The 17774-nt window shown below is 64.9% G+C and carries 16 protein-coding genes; 11 read left to right on the top strand and 5 right to left on the bottom strand.

Features of this window, described 5'->3' with window-relative positions; translation table 11 throughout:
- Nucleotides 1-42 precede the first annotated feature (42 nt).
- The 3 genes from purE (at nucleotide 43) to ACFSNN_RS29200 (ending at nucleotide 2922) form a co-directional block, all read left to right on the top strand.
- A complete protein-coding gene (gene purE, locus ACFSNN_RS29190; RefSeq protein WP_106284085.1) occupies nucleotides 43-561 on the top strand; it encodes a 5-(carboxyamino)imidazole ribonucleotide mutase in 519 nt (172 codons plus the stop codon).
- Between the two features lie 113 nt (nucleotides 562-674).
- A complete protein-coding gene (locus ACFSNN_RS29195; RefSeq protein ID WP_134457909.1) occupies nucleotides 675-1871 on the top strand; it encodes a 5-(carboxyamino)imidazole ribonucleotide synthase in 1197 nt (398 codons plus the stop codon).
- 10 nt (nucleotides 1872-1881) lie between these two features.
- Nucleotides 1882-2922 (top strand): L-threonylcarbamoyladenylate synthase, encoded by a 1041-nt coding sequence (locus tag ACFSNN_RS29200; RefSeq protein WP_134457910.1) that lies wholly within the window; start codon nucleotides 1882-1884, stop codon nucleotides 2920-2922.
- A gap of 109 nt (nucleotides 2923-3031) precedes the next feature.
- Here the strand turns inward: ACFSNN_RS29200 and ACFSNN_RS29205 are convergent, their stop codons facing one another.
- The 3 genes from ACFSNN_RS29205 to dacB all read right to left on the bottom strand — a co-directional run bounded on the left by ACFSNN_RS29205 (nucleotide 3032) and on the right by dacB (nucleotide 7270).
- On the bottom strand, nucleotides 3032-4282 hold the full coding sequence (locus ACFSNN_RS29205; protein ID WP_134457911.1) for an SGNH/GDSL hydrolase family protein: 1251 nt from the start codon (nucleotides 4280-4282) through the stop codon (nucleotides 3032-3034).
- Nucleotides 4283-4376: 94 nt separating this feature from the next.
- Nucleotides 4377-5339 (bottom strand): sterol desaturase family protein, encoded by a 963-nt coding sequence (locus tag ACFSNN_RS29210; protein WP_134457912.1) that lies wholly within the window; start codon nucleotides 5337-5339, stop codon nucleotides 4377-4379.
- A 188-nt stretch (nucleotides 5340-5527) separates the two neighbouring features.
- Nucleotides 5528-7270 carry a D-alanyl-D-alanine carboxypeptidase/D-alanyl-D-alanine endopeptidase gene (gene dacB / locus ACFSNN_RS29215; protein WP_134457913.1) on the bottom strand — a complete coding sequence of 581 codons (1743 nt, stop codon included), beginning with the start codon at nucleotides 7268-7270 and terminating at the stop codon, nucleotides 5528-5530.
- Nucleotides 7271-7492: 222 nt separating this feature from the next.
- On the opposite strand from dacB, the gene ACFSNN_RS29220 reads away from it, so the two are divergent.
- From ACFSNN_RS29220 to ACFSNN_RS29245, 6 genes are all read left to right on the top strand, one after another.
- Nucleotides 7493-8155 (top strand): response regulator, encoded by a 663-nt coding sequence (locus tag ACFSNN_RS29220; protein ID WP_012434228.1) that lies wholly within the window; start codon nucleotides 7493-7495, stop codon nucleotides 8153-8155.
- A gap of 4 nt (nucleotides 8156-8159) precedes the next feature.
- Entirely contained in the window at nucleotides 8160-9461 is a 1302-nt protein-coding gene (locus ACFSNN_RS29225; RefSeq protein ID WP_134457914.1) for an ATP-binding protein, read from the top strand.
- Between the two features lie 157 nt (nucleotides 9462-9618).
- On the top strand, nucleotides 9619-11136 hold the full coding sequence (locus ACFSNN_RS29230; RefSeq protein WP_134457915.1) for a DegQ family serine endoprotease: 1518 nt from the start codon (nucleotides 9619-9621) through the stop codon (nucleotides 11134-11136).
- A 299-nt stretch (nucleotides 11137-11435) separates the two neighbouring features.
- Complete coding sequence (locus tag ACFSNN_RS29235) at nucleotides 11436-11933, top strand: carboxypeptidase-like regulatory domain-containing protein (RefSeq protein WP_134457916.1); 498 nt, start codon at nucleotides 11436-11438, stop codon at nucleotides 11931-11933.
- 150 nt (nucleotides 11934-12083) lie between these two features.
- On the top strand, nucleotides 12084-12476 hold the full coding sequence (locus tag ACFSNN_RS29240; RefSeq protein ID WP_012434224.1) for a DUF427 domain-containing protein: 393 nt from the start codon (nucleotides 12084-12086) through the stop codon (nucleotides 12474-12476).
- A 33-nt stretch (nucleotides 12477-12509) separates the two neighbouring features.
- Nucleotides 12510-13271: a CoxG family protein gene (locus ACFSNN_RS29245; RefSeq protein WP_134457917.1), complete on the top strand. Its 762-nt coding sequence runs from the start codon at nucleotides 12510-12512 to the stop codon at nucleotides 13269-13271.
- Between the two features lie 137 nt (nucleotides 13272-13408).
- On the opposite strand, the gene ACFSNN_RS29250 is transcribed toward ACFSNN_RS29245, so the two are convergent.
- The gene (locus ACFSNN_RS29250) at nucleotides 13409-14470 is read right to left on the bottom strand and encodes a helix-turn-helix domain-containing protein (RefSeq protein WP_244322813.1); all 1062 of its coding nucleotides are present in this window, start codon (nucleotides 14468-14470) and stop codon (nucleotides 13409-13411) included.
- Between the two features lie 164 nt (nucleotides 14471-14634).
- Between ACFSNN_RS29250 and ACFSNN_RS29255 the strand changes: the two genes are divergently transcribed.
- Nucleotides 14635-15267 (top strand): cysteine hydrolase family protein, encoded by a 633-nt coding sequence (locus ACFSNN_RS29255; protein ID WP_134457919.1) that lies wholly within the window; start codon nucleotides 14635-14637, stop codon nucleotides 15265-15267.
- Between the two features lie 175 nt (nucleotides 15268-15442).
- On the opposite strand, the gene ACFSNN_RS29260 is transcribed toward ACFSNN_RS29255, so the two are convergent.
- On the bottom strand, nucleotides 15443-16102 hold the full coding sequence (locus ACFSNN_RS29260) for a TetR family transcriptional regulator (RefSeq protein WP_134459112.1): 660 nt from the start codon (nucleotides 16100-16102) through the stop codon (nucleotides 15443-15445).
- A gap of 432 nt (nucleotides 16103-16534) precedes the next feature.
- Here ACFSNN_RS29260 and ACFSNN_RS29265 point away from each other — a divergent pair, with 432 nt between their 5' ends.
- On the top strand, nucleotides 16535-17767 hold the full coding sequence (locus ACFSNN_RS29265; protein ID WP_134457920.1) for an efflux RND transporter periplasmic adaptor subunit: 1233 nt from the start codon (nucleotides 16535-16537) through the stop codon (nucleotides 17765-17767).
- The last annotated feature ends 7 nt before the right edge of the window (nucleotides 17768-17774 follow it).

Raw genomic sequence — 17774 nt, forward strand, 5'->3', positions numbered from 1 at the left:
GCGATAGAGCCGGGCGCTCTCAAGAAACAAGGAAGCCGTAAGATGAGTGAAGCACAAACCGCCCATACGCATGGCGCGCCGGTTATCGGCGTGCTGATGGGCTCCAGTTCCGACTGGGAAGTCATGAAGAACGCCGTGGCCATTCTGCAGGAATTCGGCGTGCCCTACGAAGCCAAGGTCGTGTCCGCGCACCGCATGCCCGACGAAATGTTCGCCTATGCTGAAAGCGCGCGTGAGCGCGGCATTCGCGCGATCATCGCCGGTGCGGGCGGCGCGGCGCATCTGCCGGGCATGCTGGCTGCCAAGACCACGGTGCCGGTGCTCGGCGTGCCGGTGGCGAGCAAGTACCTGAAGGGCGTGGATTCGTTGCATTCGATCGTGCAGATGCCCAAGGGCGTGCCGGTTGCCACGTTTGCGATCGGTGAAGCAGGCGCGGCGAACGCGGCGCTGTTCGCGGTGTCGCTCCTGAGCGGTACGAGCGACGAGTATGCGCAGAAGCTGGCTGCGTTCCGCGTGCGCCAGAACGAAGCGGCTCACGCCATGGTGTTGCCGGCGCTGTAAGCGCACAGACTGATTGCTTGAAGACGTCCCCCTGTCCGACCCCCGGCCGGGTGCCTGCCGCCGCATTGCACGCACGCATTGCACAGAGCACCCGGCCGCGACCGACCACTAAGATGAACCCAGACAACACACCGGTTTCACCGATTCTGCCCGGCGCATGGCTTGGCATGGTCGGTGGCGGCCAGCTCGGCCGCATGTTCTGTTTTGCCGCTCAGGCCATGGGCTACCGCGTCGCCGTGCTCGATCCGGACGAAAACAGTCCGGCGGGCACCGTCGCCGATCGCCATTTGCGCGCGCCTTACGACGACGAAGCGTCGCTGACCGAACTCGCGCGGCTGTGCGCGGCGGTGTCGACCGAATTCGAGAACGTGCCGGCCGCGAGCCTCGACTTCCTCGCGCGGACTACGTTCGTGAGCCCGGCCGGGCGCTGCGTCGCCGTGGCGCAGGACCGTATTGCGGAGAAACGCTTCATTGCGTCGTCGGGCGTGACGGTCGCGCCGCACGTGGTGATCGAATCGTCGGATGCGCTGGCCGCGCTCGACGACGCGAAGCTCGAAGCCGTGCTGCCGGGTATTCTCAAGACCGCCCGCATGGGCTACGACGGCAAAGGCCAGATTCGCGTGCGCAACGCTGAGGAAGTGCGCGAGGCGCATGCTTCGCTCGCGGGCGTGCCGTGCGTGCTGGAAAAGCGCTTGCCGTTGAAGTTCGAAGTGTCCGCGCTGATCGCGCGGGCGGCGAGCGGCGCGTCGGTGGTCTATCCGCTTGCGCAGAACACGCATCGCGACGGCGTGCTGTCGCACACCATCGTCCCGGCGCCGGATGCGAGCGCCACGCTCGTCCAGCAGGCGCAACAGGCTGCGCTGCAAATCGCCGACAAGCTCGGTTACGTGGGCGTGCTGTGTGTCGAGTTCTTCATTCTCGAAGACGGTTCGCTGGTGGCCAATGAAATGGCGCCGCGCCCCCACAATTCCGGCCACTACACGGTCGACGCCTGCGCGACCAGCCAGTTCGAACAGCAGGTGCGCGCCATGACCTGTATGCCGCTAGGCGACACGCGCCAGCATTCGCCCGCTGTCATGCTGAACATTCTCGGCGATGTGTGGTTCCCGGACGGCCCGAAGCGCGCGGCGGTCACGCCGCCGTGGCACGAAGTCGCCGCCATGCCGGCAGCGCGTCTGCATCTGTACGGCAAGGAAGAGGCACGGTGCGGCCGCAAGATGGGCCACGTGAATTTCACGGCGCCAACGCTCGAAGAAGCGCGCACGGCCGGTCGCGATTGCGCGCGGCTTCTGCACATCATCACGAGCTGACACGAGCACCATGCCGGATCAACAGAAACACGCCGAAGGCGCATTGCCTGTGAGCGCCGGGCAGATCGAACACGCGGCGGCGCTGCTCGACGCGGGCGATCTGGTCGCGTTTCCCACGGAGACGGTCTACGGTCTCGGCGGCGACGCCGAGAGTCCCGATGCGGTCGCTCGTATTTACGCGGCGAAGGGCAGGCCGGCGAATCATCCGGTGATCGTGCATCTCGCGCCGCAGGGCGACCCGAACTACTGGGTCGAGCATTTGCCTGCGGAAGCGCAGCGGTTGATCGACGCGTTCTGGCCGGGCCCGCTCACGCTGATCCTGAAGCGCGCCGCGCGTATTCCCGCGGCGGTGAGCGGCGGTCAGGATTCGGTGGGATTGCGCTGCCCGTCGCATCCCGTTGCGCAAGCCTTGCTCGATGCGTTTAACGCGTTGCGAGGCGGACATGGCGGTGTTGCGGCGCCGTCGGCGAACCGGTTTGGACATGTGAGCCCGACCACGGCGCAACATGTGCGCGACGAGTTCGGCGGCGCGATTTACGTACTGGACGGCGGCGCGTCGGATGTCGGTATCGAATCGACCATTCTGGATTTGTCGCGCGGCTTCCCGGCGTTGTTGAGGCCGGGGCGTGTGACACCGCAAGATATCGCCGACGTGCTCGGCGAGGCGCCGCGCTTGCCCGACGGCTCGGACGCGACCGCGCCGCGGGCTTCGGGCACGTTGAAGGCGCATTACGCGCCGCGCACGCCGTTGGCGCTGTTGCCTTTCGTCGCGCTGGAGCCTTTGCTTGCCGCGCGGCAAGCGGATGAGCGCGTGGCGCTGGTGGCGCGTGCGTCGCGAGCCGGACATTGGGCAGACGCCCAAGGCGTGCATTTTATCGCCGCGCCTGAAGATCCGCATGTCTACGCGCGCGAACTGTATGGTTTGCTGCGGGCGCTGGATCGCGCGAACGTGACGCGGATTCTGATCGAAAAGCTGCCGGATACGATCGAGTGGATCGCGGTCAATGACCGGCTTGGCCGGGCGGCCGCAGCGTTCGAAGCACAGGGGTAGTGCCGGCAGTGCCCGGCTGCATCAGCCGCCGGAACTCTCATTCAACCCAGCAAAGAAAAACGGCGGATCGAGCCTCGATCCGCCGTTTTGCCTGCAACGTGTTGCCTGATTATTTCCCCAACCCCGTAGCAGCGATCTGCTGCTGCACGTACTGCGCGAACAGCGCGTGCAAATGCGTGCTCGGGTGCACCGTGTCCGCGAACATATAGGTCTGGTCAGCGCCAGCCACCGTATAAGTCTGCGGCGAGCAGAACAGCGACGAACCGAACTGGGCGCCGTACTGAGCCGGCGTCAGCCCGTTCGTTGCGCTCGGATTGGCCGTGGCGTACGCGGTTGCGTTGTTCTGCATCGACGTCAGGTTACACGCCGTGCCGGTGTTCGACACCGTGAAGCCCAGCGCCTGATAGTTCGGCAATTGCTGATCGATCCAGGTGAACGCGTCGGCCACGATGACCTTGCCCGTACCCACCAGGCCGAGGGCCGTCAGGTTCTGCACCAGCAGATAGTTATACGCGGCGGTAATGCCGGACAGCAGTGCAGCCGAGCCGGGCGTGCTTGCGTTGGCGGCGACGCCGAGCGGCGTGTTGCCGATGTCCGGCACCGTCGAAACGACCACGTGAGTCGCGCCCGAGTTGACGATCTTCTGGACTTGCGCGGCAAGCTGCGTGGCGGCCTGCGCGATCTGCGGGTTGGCCAGCTGCTGCAGGTAGCCGACGATAAACGCCACCTGACCGGCCTGTGAGTTCGGCAGTTTGCCGGCCTGCACGAGCAGCGGGTACTGCGTTTGCAGCGCGGCGCCGAGCGCTGTCAGATTGGCGGTGGTGCCCGCGAACTGGAAGATGTCGTTCGCGCCGCCGTTGATCAGCACCAGTTGGTTCGCGTTGAAGCTCGTATGCGCGCCCAGGTAGTTGGCCACCTGTGTCACGACCGGAACGGTCGTCGCGGCCATGTTGTTGGGCGCCCAACCCTGGCCTTGGGCGTTGACGACGTCCGAGCCGCCTTGCGCGTAGCCCAAGCCACCCGCTGCGACCAGCGGCTGGCCGAAGCCGCCGAGGTACGCCGGCGTCAACGTGTCGCCGTAGTATTCCGCGACCTTCTGGGTCCACACTTCACCCGGGTTCGTAGTGAAGCGGCCGCCGCCGAAGCTGCCTTGAATGACCGGCGAATACGTGCCGACATCCGACAGGCTGTCGCCGAACGACACGACCTGCAATTTGACTCCGCCTGCGGGCGTGCTGCTCGCGTTGTTGTTATTGTCGCTACCCCCGCCGCAAGCCGCGAGCAGAGCGAATGCCGTGCTGGCCATGGCGATCTGCGTGACACGCAGCCAATGTTGTTTCCGCGATGCTGTTTGCTTCATGTTGACGACATCTCCTCGTATGTGTGGCCCTTATGCCATGTGTTGCAGGCAGCGCCCACCGCTTAGGCGGCGTGACGACAGCTTACAGAATCTTCTACGGCCTGCGTGGTGTTTGAAACGCGGCCGTATGGTCTTGCTTCACGCGCATTGCCTCGCCCGGATTTTCACCTGAATCGAAGCGTGCTCCCGCAGAACCGGCAGCGCGCCGCGCATGATAATCCGCCGCCCACGCGGGCGGCGCAAACAGCGCGCGCAGTTTGTTGCGCCAGCCGCGCACGCTCGCGAAGTCGACCGCCATCGACGCCCATTCGTGAAACGTCGCCTTCAGCGGGTTGTAAGTGTGAAGCGGTTCGACAATGCCGTAGACCGGCGCATCGCGCGAATCCTCCTCGACGTAGCTGCCGAACAGGCGATCCCAGATCACCAGCACGCCGGCATAGTTGCGGTCGATATAGCGGTCGTTGCGCGCGTGATGCACGCGATGGATCGACGGCGTATTGAACACGTATTCGAGCCAGCCGAGTTTGCCGATGGCCTGCGTATGCACGAAAAACTGAAAGCCGAGATTGATCAGCACGATCGCGACGATCTGCTTGGGCGGAAAACCGAGCACGGCGAGCGGCGTCCAGAACAGCCACATGCCGGCGATTGGATACATCAGGCTCTGGCGGAACGCGGTCGAAAAATTCATGCGCTCCGACGAGTGATGCACGACATGCGCGGCCCACAACCAGCGCACGCGATGACTGCAACGATGGAACACGTAGTAGAGCAAATCCTGCGCGATAAACAGCACGACGAACGAGACCCAGCTCGCCTGCCATGTGTAGAGGCGATAGTGATCGTAGAAGAACGCGTAGACCGGAATGATGGCGAGCCACGCGAGCTTGTCGGCGGCTTGTTGCATCAATGCGAGCGCGGCGTTGCAGAACGTGTCGCGCCAGCTATAGAGTTGCGCGCCCGGCCGCGTGCGCCGCAGGTGCCACGCCTCCCAGCCGATGCATGCGAGAAAGACTGGCGCCATGGCGAGCAGCAGCAATTCGGCATCGAATTGCATCGTGTCTTCCTCCGTGGTCCCTGGCCGCCGCGCTGTGCGCAGCGGATGTTGTCGTTTTTGTTCGAGCGGGACCGTAGCCGATGCACAGGCCCGGCGCCACTTTCAGCGTATTACGCGCGCCTCGAACACTGCCCGACAGCGTACACGCTTGAGCACGTCGCCGCGCGCGGCTTCGCTAGAAGGAACACTCAGTGAGCGCCGCGCTTGTGCGGGTTTTTCCTGGGCTTGATGCCGCGTGATTCGACGACCGGATCGGACACCTTGGTGAAGCCCTGCGACGGTCCTTGATACACCCATTCGAGCAGCGCATCGTGCGCGGCGCGCGCGGCTTCCGAATGCGGATCGTTGATCAGGCTGACCACCACGTAACTGTTACCATCCGCCGAAGCCACGTAGCCCGCAATTGCGCGGACGTCGCGCAAGGTGCCCGTCTTGATGTGCGCATTGCCGCCCGCGCCCTGGTTGGTCAAGCGGTTTCGCATGGTGCCGTCGACGCCCGCGATCGGCAGCGACTCCACGAACACCTGCGCGACCGGACTCGCGTTGGCTCGCTGCAGTAGATCAGCGAGCGAGAGCGCGGTGACATGCTCTTCGCGCGACAGGCCCGAGCCGTTGTCGAGCGTCAGATATTCCATGTCGACGCTGTCGCGGCGCAGAAACGCCTGAATTGCGCGCGCCGATTTGGCGGTTGTCGCGGGCCCCTTTTCCTCGGCGGCGCCGATCGTCAGGAACAGGTTGCGCGCCATCGTGTTGTTGCTGAACTTGTTGATGTCGCGAACGATGTCGGATAGCACCGGCCCCTGGTGCGTCGCGACCAGTTTGGCGCCGACGGGCACCGCGCCTTCGCGCGTCGCGCCGCTGAACGTGCCGCCGGTTTGCTGCCATAGCGCGAGAAAACCGCCCGCGAAAAACGCCGAGTGGTCGAGTACCGCGACGTTGATCGTGCGCGGGCCGCAACGCATCGAATAGTCGCCGCTGAACGAGGCCACGACGGTGCCGTTCGGCTGCGGTGTGACGGTGGGCGACACCGAGGCCGCGTCGCCGCGGCACGGGCCGTTCACCGCGTGCATCTGGTTGTCGATCTGCAACTGCGCGAGCGCGGGCAGCACGTCGATCGCCACGCTGCCGTCGGGCGACGGCGTCAGCGTGAACGACAGCGACTTGAATGCATACAGCAGCGGATCGGGACCGACGTTGTACGGCGCGGTGGTGTCGTCGTCGAAGGGCGGCAGGTCGCGCGTGGACGGATCGAAGTAGCGCTTGTCGAGCACCAGCCCGCCGTCGATACCGTTGATGCCCGCCTTGTGGATCTTCTGCACGAGGTCGATCAGTTCTTCCGGCACGAGCTTCGGATCGCCTGTGCCCTGAATGTAGAGATTGCCGTGCAGCACGCCGTTGGCGTCGATGGTGCCGTCCGCGTAGGCGCTAGTGCGCCACCGGTAGTCGGGGCCGAGTATCGACAGGCCCGAGTAGGTGGTGACGAGTTTCATCGTCGAGGCGGGCATCATCGGCTTGCCGGCGTTCAGCGCGAGGATCGGCGTGCGATCGCCTACTTTCTCCACGACCACACTGATCGACGACAACGGCACGTGCGCGCGCTGCAAGCCGAGCATCACCGATTGCGGCAAGACGGTAGTGACGTTGACGCTTGGACGCGTGGCCTTGACGCGAGCCTGCGCGGCGAGCGGCAGCGATGCGGCAAAGCCGAGCGCGGCGCAGGCGAGCAGCCAGGCCGAGGCGCGCGGCGCGAAGCGGCGCGGCAGATGCATAGCGGAAGTGGTGGCCGTGGTCGAAGCGGCGCTAGCCGCGCCAGCGGACCACGCCGTATGCGTTCTCGTAGCGGCGGAAGCAGAAGCGGATCGCGCACGCAGCGCGACACGATGTACATGTGTGATGCGGCGTGCAAGAGAAACCAGAAATGCGTGCGTCATGAACGGGCGAAAAAGCAGAATGTCAGGGCGTGGGGCACGCGGCGACCCAAGGCGGCGCCGATGGATCGCGTTGGCGCGTGGACGAAAACGCCGGCCGCGCGAAGCAAAGCGCCCATTGTAGAGAGTTGCCGCCAGGCTGCGGTGGAAAATGCGCCACGCGGCGCGTAGGCGGGGAGCGGGCGCTAGAATGCGGCATCATCGAACGATTCGGAACGGATAACCATGCGCATCTTGCTAGTCGAAGACGACCGGATGATTGCTGAAGGCGTGCGCAAAGCGCTGCGCGGCGAAGGCTTCGCGGTCGACTGGGTGGAAGACGGCGAAGCGGCGCTCAGCGCGGCAGGCAGCCAGCCTTACGATCTCGTGTTGCTCGACCTGGGGCTGCCCAAACGCGACGGTCTCGACGTGCTGCGCACGCTGCGCGCGCGCGGCCACGCGCTGCCGGTATTGATCGTGACCGCGCGCGACGCCGTGGCGGATCGTGTCAAAGGCCTCGATGCCGGCGCCGACGATTACCTCGTCAAACCTTTCGATCTCGACGAACTCGGCGCTCGCATGCGCGCGCTGATCCGGCGTCAGTCCGGACGCAGCGATTCGACCATCCGGCACGGCAACCTGACGCTCGATCCGGCCTCGCATCAGGTCACGCTCGACGGCGCGCCGGTCGCGTTGTCGGCGCGTGAATTCGCACTGCTCGAGGCGCTGCTCGCGCGTCCTGGCGCCGTGCTCTCGAAGAGCCAGCTCGAAGAAAAAATGTACGGCTGGGGCGAGGAGATCGGCAGCAACACCGTCGAGGTCTACATTCACGCGCTGCGCAAAAAACTCGGCGCGGAGCTGATCCGCAACGTGCGCGGTCTGGGCTACATGATCGCGAAGGACGCCTGAACTCATGCGTTCGATTCGCCGTCAATTGCTGGTCTGGCTGCTGGCGCTGGTGCTGCTCGGCGTCGGCATCGCGGGTTGGCTGATCTACCGGCAAGCGCTTGCCGAAGCCAACGAACTTTTCGATTACCAGTTGGAGCAGATCGCCGCGGCGCTGCCGTCGGAACCGTTCTCGCAAGTGCTCGGTTCGCGCGACACCGGCGACGAAGGCATCGTGCTGCAAATCTGGAATCGCAACGGCGTGCTGATGTACTACTCGCGTCCGCGTGCGCCGCTCGCGCCGCGTGCCGAACTCGGCTTTTCGACCGAGCACACGGATCGCGGCGAGTGGCGCGTGTATGGCGCGATCGTCGGCGATAACGTGGTGCAGCTGGCGCAGCCGGTTTCCGTGCGCAACCGGCTCGCCGCGAATGTCGCGTTGCGTACGCTGTGGCCGTTGATCGTGCTGCTGCCGTTGCTCGGACTCGCGGTATGGGTGGTGATCGGTCGCGGTTTGAGGCCGTTGCGGCGCGTGACGACGGCGCTCGACGCGCGTCATCCCGAGGCGCTCGATCCCTTGCCGGACCAACGCCTGCCGCTCGAAGTGCAGCCGCTCGTGCGCGCGCTGAACGGACTGCTCGAACGGCTCGCGACCGCGCTCGACATTCAGAAAGCCTTTGTCGCCGACGCCGCGCATGAATTGCGCACACCGCTCGCCGCCGTGCAGATTCAGGCGCAACTCGTGGCGCGCGCGAAAGACGACAGTGGCCGCAGTGAAGCGCTCGCCGATCTGCAAGCCGGCGTGACGCGCGCTACACGTCTTGCCGAACAACTGCTGGCGCTCGCGCGTTCCGAACCGGACGGCCTCGCCGCCACCGACGCGATCGATCTGCGCGCGCTGCTGCAGGATTGCGTGGTGGCTTACGCGCCGCTTGCGCTCGATCGCGGCGTCGATCTCGGCATCGAGGCAACGGAATCCGCCACCGTGATCGGCGACGCCGACGCGCTGCGTGTGATGTTCAACAACCTCGTGGATAACGCAACCAAATACACGCCGCGCGGCGGACGTGTGGACGTCGGGCTGCATGTCGAAGAAGGGCACCCGGTCGTGCGGATCGCCGACAGCGGACCGGGGATCGAACCGGCCGAACGCGATCGCGTGTTCGACCGTTTCTATCGCGCGGGCGCAGGCGCGAATCGCGCTCGCACCGATGTGGCGGGCAGCGGCCTCGGTCTGGCGATCGTGCGCCGCATCGCCGTGCAGCATCATGCGGCCGTATCGCTCGACGAATCACCCGCGGGCGGCTTGCAGGTCAGCGTGCGCTTTTGAAGGCAAGGCTTTCTGTTCGTAAAGAGACTTAAACAAGGCTTAAACAAGCCTAAATAACTGGATGGAAGCGGATCTGTCGCTGCTTAAGACTCTTTTAAGCGATGCCCCGTACGCTTCGAGACATCCAAAGTCTCTTTCTCCCAGTCAGGAGTACACGATGAACGCGAAAACCTTGTCCCGCAGCGCTGTTGCAATCGCTGTCGCCGTAGCGCTTTCCGCCGGCTATGTAGCGGGGCATCGCGACGTGCCCGCGCCGCAGGTCATCTCGCCGGCGCAAGCCGCGATGATGCCCGCTGAAGCCGCCGCCAAAACCGGCATTCCCGACTTCTCGGGCCTCGTCGAAACTTACGGCCCGGCCGTGGTGAACATCAGCGCGAAGCACGTCGTCAAGCAGACGGCGCTGCGCGGCAATCCGGGCAATGGCAACGGCGGCGGCAATCAGTTGCCGATCGATCCGAGCGATCCGTTCTACCAGTTCTACAAGCACTTCTTCGGCGGCATGCCGGGCATGCAAGGCGGCGACGGCGGCGATGCGCCCGATCAGCCGAGCGCGAGCCTGGGCTCGGGATTCATCGTCAGCAATGACGGCTACATCCTGACCAATGCGCACGTGGTGGACGGCGCGAACGTCGTCACCGTGAAGCTGACCGACAAGCGCGAATTCAAGGCGAAGGTGGTCGGCGCCGACAAGCAGTCCGACGTCGCCGTGCTGAAGATCGACGCGAGCAACCTGCCGACCGTGAAGATCGGCGATCCGCGCCAGAGCAAGGTCGGCCAGTGGGTCGTCGCGATCGGCTCGCCTTACGGTTTCGATAACACGGTGACCTCGGGCATCATCAGCGCGAAGTCGCGCTCGCTGCCTAACGAGAACTACACGCCGTTCATTCAGACCGACGTGCCGGTGAATCCGGGCAATTCCGGTGGCCCGCTCTTCAATCTGCAAGGCGAAGTGATCGGTATCAACTCGATGATCTACTCGCAGACGGGCGGCTTCCAGGGCCTTTCGTTCGCCATCCCGATCAATGAGGCGATCAAGGTCAAGGACGACATCGTCAAGACCGGCCACGTGAGCCGTGGACGCCTGGGCGTCGCGGTGCAGGGCATGAATCAGACGCTCGCCAATTCGTTCGGCATGCAGAAGCCGCAAGGCGCGCTAGTCAGCTCGGTCGATCCGGGCGGCCCGGCGGCCAAGGGCGGTTTGCAGCCTGGCGACGTGATCCTGTCGGTGAACGGCGAACCTGTTGGTGACTCGGCCGATCTGCCGGCGCAGGTCGCGGGCCTGGCGCCGGGTACTTCGGCGACCGTGCAGGTCTGGCGCGACAAGGCCACCAAGGACCTGAAGGTGACCATCGGCTCGTTGGCTGATGCGAAGGTCGCCTTGGACAAGGCCGATCAGCCGACCCAGTTGCAAGGCCGGCTCGGCGTGGCGGTGCGGCCGCTGACGCCGGAAGAGAAGAGCGGCGCGTCGGTCTCGCACGGTCTGCTGGTGCAGCAATCGGGCGGCGCGGCGGAAAGCGCCGGCATTCAACCGGGCGACGTGATTCTCGCGGTCAACGGCCGGCCCATTTCGAGCGTCGATCAACTGAAGCAGATGATCGCCGGTGCCGGCAACAGCATCGCGTTGCTGATTCAGCGCGACAACGCGCAGATCTTCGTGCCGGTCGATCTCGGCTGACGAGTCGCGCGCGGCGGACGGCGCAGTCGCTCGAGCGGTTGGAAGTTTGACCGACGTTGCGGCTGATCTCATCGCGAATCGAAGTAATGCTTGCCGGTCCGTTGCATTTACTGCCAGCGGACCGGCAATTTTTATTTGGACCTTTGCATCGAAGAAGAGCGCTGTGCGCCACACGGCGTGGCGCATGGCGGTTTCCATTGACGCAGCCGGCGGCTTGGCACGCAGGTTGCGTCTGCCTTGATCCGGGCCCATTGCGGGACCGGATAAGCAGGCATAGGACCTCAACAAGGAGCGAACCGATGAAAACCCAACGCAATCAGCGAAGGATCGTAGCCGCCGCGGTTGCCGCAGCGCTCACGCTCGGTCTGGCGGGTGGCGCATACGCACAGCAGGCAAGCGAAACGACCGGCGGCACGACCACCGATCAATCCAGCGCGGGCAACGCCAACGGCGGCGGCCTGCCGCAAATCCAGCAGCAAGGCGACGTCTCGTTCGTGTCGGGCGGCGTCGGTCTCGACGAATCGAAGGCACTGCAGCAGGCGCAAAGCCAGTGGCCGCTGTCGCTGCGCTTCACGGGCCCGGGTTCCGACTTTCTCGCCGACGTTCATGTGCGCGTGGTCGATGCGCATAACGGTGAGGTGCTGAGCACCACGTCGCGCGGGCCGTATATGCTGGTGAAACTGCGCCCGGGCCGCTATACGGTGCATGCGCAGTACAAGGACCGCGACCAGTCAAAACCGGTAACGGTGCCGGCCAAGGGCACCGCGAGGGCCGCCTTCTACTGGAACACGCAGTAAGCCGGGCGCCGTTCTGGGCGGTGATGTGGCCAGCGCCGCACTCCGCGCAGGAAGGTTGCGCAATCGGCCGGACTTTGGCCGATAATGAAGCCACGGGTACCCCCGTGGCTTTTCTGTTTGCATGACCGCACACCATCACGGAGCCGAGACATGAGCGATGCCTTGACACCTCACGGGAGCTCAGGCGCGAGCACGGGCGGGCACACCATCGCGATCACCGGCAACACTCACCGGGTGCGGATGATCCACGGCGGTGTGACCATGGCCGATACGCAGGCGGGGCTGACACTGTCGGAAACCGGTCTGCCGGACGTGTTCTATTTCCCGCGTTCGGACGTGAACATGGCCAGGCTCGAGCGCTCGTCGCACACCACGCACTGTCCGTTCAAGGGCGACGCGTCGTACTTCCATCTGCGCACGGAAGACGGGCTGATCGAGAACGCCGTGTGGAGTTACGAAACGCCGCTCGAGTCGGCGATGCAGATCAAAGGGTATCTCGCGTTTTACGCTTCGCGTGTCGACCGCATCGATCAGACGTCCTGATCCCGCTGTCGCGCGTTCATCGGGGAGGCTGCCATGGAACTGAACGACGCGTTACGGATTCCGCTTGGCGCATCGGACGTCTGGGAGGCGTTGCAGGATCTTGCGCTGCTGCGCGCCAGCCTCGACAACTGCGAGTCGTTCACGCGCCTCGCGCACGGCGAATACGAATTGATCATGACCGTGCCGCTCGGTCCACTGCGCGCGCGCTACCAGGCGCGTGCCCACGTGGCCGGCCAGGATTCGGGTCCGGCGGACGCGCAGCGCCGCACCATCAACTTCAAAGCCCGCGCCGAAGGCATCGGCGCCTTGCGCGGTCAGATCGAAATACGCTTGCGCGCGGACGAAAGCGCGCACGGCGCCGATAGAGAGCGCGGTACGCGGATCGATTACACCATCTGGGCGACCTCGTCCGGCCCGCTTGCCGAACTGCCGACGCGGCAACTCGAAAACGCGCTGCATCAATTGGCCGACGACTTTTTCACCGAGTTCGAGGCTGTCGTGCGCGCCAAGCATGGGCAAGGTCCGAATCGCGCGCGCGGTTCGGCGGCGCGCCGCCAGCATGTGTTCCTGCGGCCGATCACGCTCGGCAATATGGCGCGGCGCGTGCGCTCGGATCACGGCAATGCGCTGCCCGGGCGCGCGGCCAGCGCTTCGCATGGAGCCGCGCATGGTGTATCGCATGGGGTCCCGCATCACGAGCCGAGTCCGCATGCGGTCCCGAACTGGGCCTGGGCCGCGATGATCTTTCTGGTCGCGCTACTGCTGTATGTCGCGCGCTGGATCAGCGAGCATTGAGTCTGATGGTGTCTGTCGTAGTTGTGGCGCGAGCGGTGGTTAGCGCCGCTGTCGCGCCGATGCGACTACGAAATCCTGGTGGCGTGCTACGAAACGTCGTCGGCTGAGTACAGGCGCGCGCGTCTTCACACTCACCCTCACACGCCGCGAAATTCCCGTCGCCATGCCGACGGCGACGTGCGGAACGCCTCCGCGAAATGTTGCCGTAACGAAGCGGTCGAGCCGAAGCCCGCGATGCCCGCGATCGCTTCCACCGACTCGTCGGTGCTCTCCAGCAATTGCTGCGCGCGAGCGAGCCGCTGCGCCAGCAGCCATGCACCGACAGTGGTGCCCGTGGCGAGCCGGAAGCGTCGCGTGAAGGTACGGCGGCTCATCAGCGCGCGCCCGGCCAGCGTGTCGAGCGTATGCGGCAACGTCAGATTGCCGCTCACCCAATCGAGCAGACCCGACAGCCGGTCGCCGCGCACATTCGGCGGCATCGGTTGCTGAACGTATTGCGCCTGGCCGCCTTGCCGATGCGGCGGCACCACCAGCCGACGCGCGACGTGATTCGCCACTTCGGCGCCGCACAGCTTGCGCATCACATGCAGACAGCAGTCGAGGCCGGCGGCGGTGCCGGCCGAGGTCAGCACATTGCCGTCGTCGACATAGAGCACGTTCGGGTCGAGGCGCACGCGCGGGTAGCGGCGCGCGAAGTCGTCGGCCCACGCCCAGTGCGTCGACGCCGGACGGTCGTCGAGGATGCCGGCGGCCGCCAGCACGAACGCGCCGAGGCAAAGCCCGACCAGTTGCGCGCCGCGCGCGTGGGCGGCGCGCAGCGCGTCGAGCAGCGCGGCGGGCGGTGTTTCGGCTGGGTCGCGCCAACTCGGCACGATGATCGTGTCCGCATCGGCGAGCGCTTCGAGTCCATGCGTGACGGCGATCGAAAAGCCGGCGGTGGTGGTCAGCGCGCCCGTTTCGGCCGCGCAGACGCGGAAGTCGAACTCCGGCACGCCGCCGCCGCTGCGGTCTTCGCCGAACACCACGCAGGGCACCGAAAGATGGAATGGACTGATGCGGTCGAACGCGACCACCGCGACGATGTGGCGCAGCGGTTCGCCGCGTGTCGCGACAGAGGAAGCGGAAGCAGAAGCAGAAGCAGAAGCAGAAGCAGAAGCAGAAGCAGAAGCAGAAGCAGAAGCAGAAACGGGCGTGGCCATCAGTCACCTCGAATTCCGACGATGGCCCGATTCTAGCGAATCTTGTCATTCGGGTCGCTGTCGGGAAGTTGGCCGCGAGGGAACAATGCAGTCATCGCCGCTGCTCGTTCCGAGTCCAAACCGGAGCCGGCCGCACCCCCTTTACCTGACCGAGGAATCTTGCCATGACCACACCGCGCCGTGCGCTGATCGTCATCGACGTGCAGAACGAATACGTGACCGGCGATCTGCCGATCGAATACCCGGACGTACAAAGCTCGCTCGCCAACATCGGCCGCGCGATGGATGCGGCGCAGGCCGCCGGCGTGCCGGTGGTGGTCGTGCAGAACTTCGCGCCGGCCAGCTCGCCGTTGTTCGCGCGTGGCAGCAGCGAGGCGGAGCTGCATCCCGTGGTGGGCGAGCGCGCTCGCGATCATTACGTGGAAAAGTCGCTGCCCAGCGCTTTCACCGGCACCGATCTCGCCGACTGGCTCGCCGCGCGTCAAATCGACACACTGACGGTGACCGGCTACATGACACACAACTGCGACGCGTCGACCATCAACCACGCGGTTCACTCGGGGCTGACCGTCGAATTCCTGCACGACGCGACGGGTTCGGTGCCGTATGAGAACAGCGCGGGTTTCGCCAGCGCGCAGGACATCCACCGGGTGTTCAGCGTGGTGCTGCAGTCGCGTTTCGCGGCGGTGGCGAGCACGGACGAGTGGCTCGCGGCGTTGCAGAGTGGGACGCCGTTGGAGCGGGGCAATATCTATGCTTCGAATCAGAAGGCAAGGGCGACGCGGGCCGCGGCGTAAAGAAAGCGCGGACGGTGGAGGCGTCCAGCGCTGCTATATAAGAATGCGGCGCTACGGCTCGGCGGGACAAACCAAGTAGAGAATGCGACATCACGCATGCCGCGCGTGAAACCAAGGCGGCGGGTCGCGCACCCGTCCGCCTTTTTTGCGTCGATCGCTTTCGTCAGGCGATCGGCTAACCGCCGCCGCTCCGCTGCGCATGCCCATTGCGCAACGCAGGGCTCAGCTTCAGCGCGTCGAACATGCCTTCGACCATCTGCAGGGCATGGGCGCCGAAATCCGTGGCGTCGGGCAAAAACAGCATGTCGCGCAGCGAACCGCTGACAAAGGCATGCACCATCGCGGCCGCCAGCTTCGTGTTCAGATCCGCGGGCAGTTGTCCTTTGGAGATGGCATTGCGCAGACCGCCTTGTATTTTCTGAAGCCCTTCGCGCATGTTGGTTTGATAGCGGACCATCACCGGGCCCATTTCCTCGACCAGCTCGCATTTCAGAAACAGGATGTCGAACACGCGCCGGCGACGCGGATCGTTGGCGGTGTCGCGTAGACAGACCGTGCAGATTTCCATCAGACGTCCGAGCGGATCGGGCTCGTTGGGATCTTGCGAGGCGGCTTTGAGTTCGTCCAGCGGCAAAAGCACGCGGTCGAACATTTCAGTGAACAGATCGCTTTTATGCGCGAAGTGCCAGTAGATCGCACCGCGCGTGACACCGGCGGCCTGCGCGATGTCGGCAAGCGACGTGCGCGATACGCCTTTCTCGAAGAAGACCCGTTCAGCCGCGTCAAGGATACTGTTGCGCGTCTCCTGCGCCTCTTCTTTGGTTCTTCTGACCATGTTGGAATTGACCTGCCCTGATTGTGGGGTTTTCCCGAGCGTTTTTAAGTACGCCCGATGACAATCCGTCTGCGGTTGAGCGAATTCTGAAGCAATCTTGCAAGCCCCCCCGGCCAGCAAGAGAATGAACGCACTTATACATGCATTCGTGAATGTATATATAATAGCATCCCACGATCGGATAGCCCAAGCCGTGACGACACGTTAATATCCGTCACTGTTGCCTTTCAAAACGCTCTTCGCGCCGTGCCCGGACGGGCGGCGCCGTGCGGCATTTCCCCGGTATGGCGCATTTCGCTCAGGATGCCCTGCAGGTTCGGTGTGCGTCCGCGGGTGTCCGGTCAGGCGTCGCAAGACGCATGTGTGCGCTGTCGTCCCCGGGGTAGGGATGCGCGCACTTTTTCATTCTCAGTCTTTGACAGAGGTCGCTCCATGCGCGTCGAACGGGTTCCATTCCGCTTAATCAGTGCCGCGACGGCTGCCGTATTGCTGGCAGCGTGCGGACCAAAACAATCTGCCCCGCCGCAACAGACGCCGGAAGTCGGCGTCGTCACCGTTCAGCCGACGGCCGTGCCCGTCGTCACCGAATTGCCCGGCCGCACCAGTGCCTTCCTCGTCGCGCAAGTGCGCGCGCGGGTCGACGGCATCGTGTTGCGCCGCGAGTTTACGGAAGGCGGCCAGGTCAAAGCGGGTCAACGTCTGTACAAGATCGATCCGGCGCCGTACATCGCCACGCTGAACAACGCGAAGGCAAGCCTGGCGAAGGCGCAGGCCAACCTCGTGTCGACCACGGCGCAGGCCAATCGCTACAAGGTGCTGGTTGCCGCCAACGCGGTCAGCAAGCAGGACTACGACAACGCGGTGGCTTCGGAAGGCCAGGCCGCGGCTGACGTCGCCGCGGGCAAGGCGGCGGTCGACACGGCGCAGATCAACCTCGGCTACACGGATGTGGTTTCGCCGGTGAGCGGTCAGGTCGGCATCTCGCAGGTCACGCCGGGCGCGTACGTGCAGGCAAGCGCCGCCACGTTGATGGCGACCGTGCAGACATTGGATCCGGTCTATGTGGACCTGACGCAATCGAGCCTCGACGGGCTGAAGCTGCGCCGCGACATGCAGGAAGGGCGCCTGAAGACCACGGGTCCGGACGCCGCCAGGGTGTCGCTGATTCTCGAAGACGGCCGCACCTATTCGGAGAAGGGCAAGCTGCAGTTCACCGACGTGACGGTCGATCAGGGTACCGGTTCGGTGACCGTGCGCGCGATCTTCAAGAACGCGGACAAGGTGCTGCTGCCGGGCATGTTCGTGCGCGCGCGCATCGAAGAAGGCGTCAACGAGAATGCGCTCGTCGTACCGCAAGTCGGCATCACGCACGATCAGAAGGGTCAGCCGACCGCGCTGGTCGTCGGTGACGACAATAAGGTGGCGTTGCGTCAGCTGGTCACGTCGGGCACGTACGGTTCGAACTGGGTTGTCGAAAGCGGCCTGAAGCCGGGCGACCGCGTGATCGTGCAGGGCACCGACAAGGCGAAGCCCGGCATGCAGGTCAAGACCGTTGCCGCGCAACTTCCCGCCACACCCGCTTCCGGCGCTGCTGCTCAGAGCGCGCCGGCCGCCAGCGGTGCTGCGCAGACGGCACAACCTGCCTCCGCTGCATCGGGCGCGTAATAACAGG

It is taken from the genome of Paraburkholderia dipogonis (genome assembly GCF_042680985.1).
GTDB lineage: Bacteria > Pseudomonadota > Gammaproteobacteria > Burkholderiales > Burkholderiaceae > Paraburkholderia > Paraburkholderia phytofirmans.